The 2,761-nt window shown below is 77.6% G+C and carries 1 protein-coding gene and 1 pseudogene; one reads left to right on the plus strand and one right to left on the minus strand.

Annotation, left to right across the window (positions count from 1 at the left end; translation table 11 throughout):
* Window positions 1–83 precede the first annotated feature (83 nt).
* Window positions 84–1,139: a hypothetical protein gene (locus tag GTW67_RS29605; RefSeq protein WP_161167828.1), complete on the minus strand. Its 1,056-nt coding sequence runs from the start codon at window positions 1,137–1,139 to the stop codon at window positions 84–86.
* Window positions 1,140–1,282: 143 nt separating this feature from the next.
* On the opposite strand from GTW67_RS29605, the pseudogene GTW67_RS29610 reads away from it, so the two are divergent.
* Window positions 1,283–2,761: pseudogene (locus GTW67_RS29610) on the plus strand (DNA-binding protein); the annotation flags it as partial.

Genomic DNA, 2,761 nt, shown 5'->3' on the forward strand with positions numbered 1-2,761 from the left:
GGGCGGCACGGGTGGGCGCAGCGGCACCCCGCAACGCCGGGCCGCGACACCCACCCCGACGCTCACCCCGTCGCCGGGCGGCGTCAGGCCCCCGCCCGGCGGGAGCGCCAGAGGAGGTACAGCGCCGTGGCGACCGCCGCCGCCCGCAGCACCCACGGCCACGTCTCGGCCACGGCGTCGTTCATGTGCCCCTCGGCCACCGGGTCACCCCAGCGCCCCTCCGTACGCCCCCAGAGCCAGACGACACCACCCGCCAGGACCGTGCCGGGCAGACCCAGCACCGCCCACTTCGCCTGTGCCGGCGTCAGCCGGCGGGAGAGGTAGGCGATCAGCCACCCCAGCCCCAGCGGGACAAGGCTGCCGAGCACCGCACCGGCGATCAGCAAGGCGGCAGCGATCAGCAGAAGCGGGTTGTTCCAGCCACCCTCGGGCCACAGCCGCCGCCGGCGCGTGGCGCGAACGGCGCGAACAGCGCGCGCCTTGCCGGGCCTCCCCGACTTCCCGGCCTTCCCGGCGGGCGGGTCCCCCGCATCCTCCGGCTCCGCCTCCACCGGCGCTGTCCGACCGACCCCACCCGTACCGTCCTTCTCCCCCGCCGGAGGCCTGAGCAGGTCCGGAATCTCAACCCCACCCACGAACCCCGGCACACTGTCGCCCGCGCCCCCGAACGGCCCGTCGTCCACCCGCCACCAGTCCGGCTGCACGGCGCTGTCCCCCAGCTCCTGCGCGCTCGCCAGATGCGGCGGAGACGCGGCGGGCTCGGCCGCCGGCGCGGGCGCGGCGGTGCGGGGACGCGGCACCGCACGCCGCAGGCCCTTGCGCTTCTCCCGCCCCTCCGGCTCACCGTCCCGCTGCACGGGCACGGCGGCGGCCGACGCCCGGGACGCCCCGTCGCCTTCCCCGGACCCCCCGGACCCGCCCGCCGCGTCGACGACGTCGTCAGGGCTGCCGAGCCGGTCCAGGATGCGCCGCACGGCGGCCGGACTGTCGACCGTCGTCCTAGCCCGCCGCCGGTCGATCTCGTTGCGCAGCTCGGACACCAGCCGCATGCGGGTGGCCGACGGCAGCTGCCGTTGCTGGGCCACGTCGCCGACGCGGCTCAGATACTCGTAGACGACCTGGTCGCTCTCGATCCCCACGAACCCCTCCGGGGCGGGTGAGTTGTGATACCCCGTCGGACGAAGGTACCGAATGTTCCCGGGTGAGGCGGACGCCCCCGCGGAGGGAACCGCACCGCGCACGCGCCGCTCCACCGCCGTACCCACCCGCTAACGTTGGCCGGATGAGCACCGAGGAGAAGTCCGCGGCCCCCCGGTCCCTCGCGGAAGCGCTCCGCGCGAGGGACGACGTCTCCCTGGCCGCCCTCCTGCGCAGCCGCCCCGACCTCATCACTCCCGTCCCCACGGACCTCACCCAGCTCGCCACCCGGGCCGGCACCCGTGCCTCGGTGGTGCGGGCGCTGGAGCGGCTGGACCGGTTCACGCTCCAGACCGCGGAGGCGCTGGCCGTGGCGGCGGACCCGGCGACGTACGGCGAACTGCTCGGTCTGATGGCCGGTGACGACGGCGACCCGGCCGTCGCGGGTGTCCTCCCCCGGGCACTCGCCCTGCTGCGCGAACAGGCCCTGGTGTGGGGCGGCGACGACCGGCTGCGGCTGGTGCGCACGGCCCGCGAGCTGCTCGCGCCGTCCCCGCAGCACCCGTCCCCGACCGGTCTGGGGCCCACCGTGCGGGAGGCCGCCGCGGGGATGTCGCCCGGCCGGGTCCAGGACATCCTGACCACCCTCGGCCTGCCCTCGACGCACGACTCGGTCACCGCCCTGGCCGGGCTCGGCGCCCTGTTCAGCGACCGGGAGCGGATGGCGGCCCTGCTGGCCGAGCTGCCGGCGGGCTCCGTCGAGGTGCTGGACCGGCTGGTCTGGGGCCCGCCCTACGGCCAGGTCACCCACGACCCGGCGCCCCACCTGCGCCAACTGCTGGACCGCGGCCTGCTCCTGCCGACCGCGCCCGGCACGGTCGTGCTGCCCCGCGAGGTCGCCCTGCATCTGCGCGCCGGCCGGGCGCACCGGGCGACCGAGCCGGTGCCGCCGCCGGTGGAGGCCACCGCCGTACACCGTCCACAGGTGGTGGACGCCACCGCGGCCGGCCAGGCCCTCGCGGCGCTGGCGACCGTCGAGGAGCTGCTGAAGGACTGGCACGAGGGCGGCCCGGCGGTGCTGCGGGCCGGCGGGCTGAGCGTGCGCGACCTGAAGCGGACGGCGGTCGCCCTGGACGTGCCCGAACCGGTCGCCGCGTTCTGGGCCGAGCTGGCCTACGCGGCCGGGCTGCTGGCGTCCGACGGCGAGGCCGACGAGCGGTACGCGGCGACCCCGGCGTACGACGAGTGGCGGGAGCTGCCCCCCGCCGAGCGCTGGGCGCGGCTCGCCGAGGCGTGGCTGACGGCCACCCGGACGCCGGGGCTGGTCGGCGGGCGGGACGCCAAGGACCGCACGCTGTCCGCGCTCGGCCCGAACCTGGACCGGTCGGCGGCGCCCGAGGTGCGGCACCGGGTGCTGGCCCTGCTGGCCGGGCTGCCGGAGGGGTCCGCGCCGGCCGAGGAGTCGGTGCTGGCCAGGCTCCGCTGGGAGCGTCCGCTGCGCGGGCCACGGCGCGACGGGCGGGACGGCCAGGAGGACGACCTGCGCACCCGGCTCGCCCGCTGGACGCTGTCCGAGGCGGAGCTGCTGGGTGTCACCGGGCGCGGTGCGCTGGCGGCGCCGGGG

Source organism: Streptomyces sp. SID5910, from assembly GCF_009862125.1.
Taxonomy (GTDB): Bacteria; Actinomycetota; Actinomycetes; order Streptomycetales; family Streptomycetaceae; genus Streptomyces.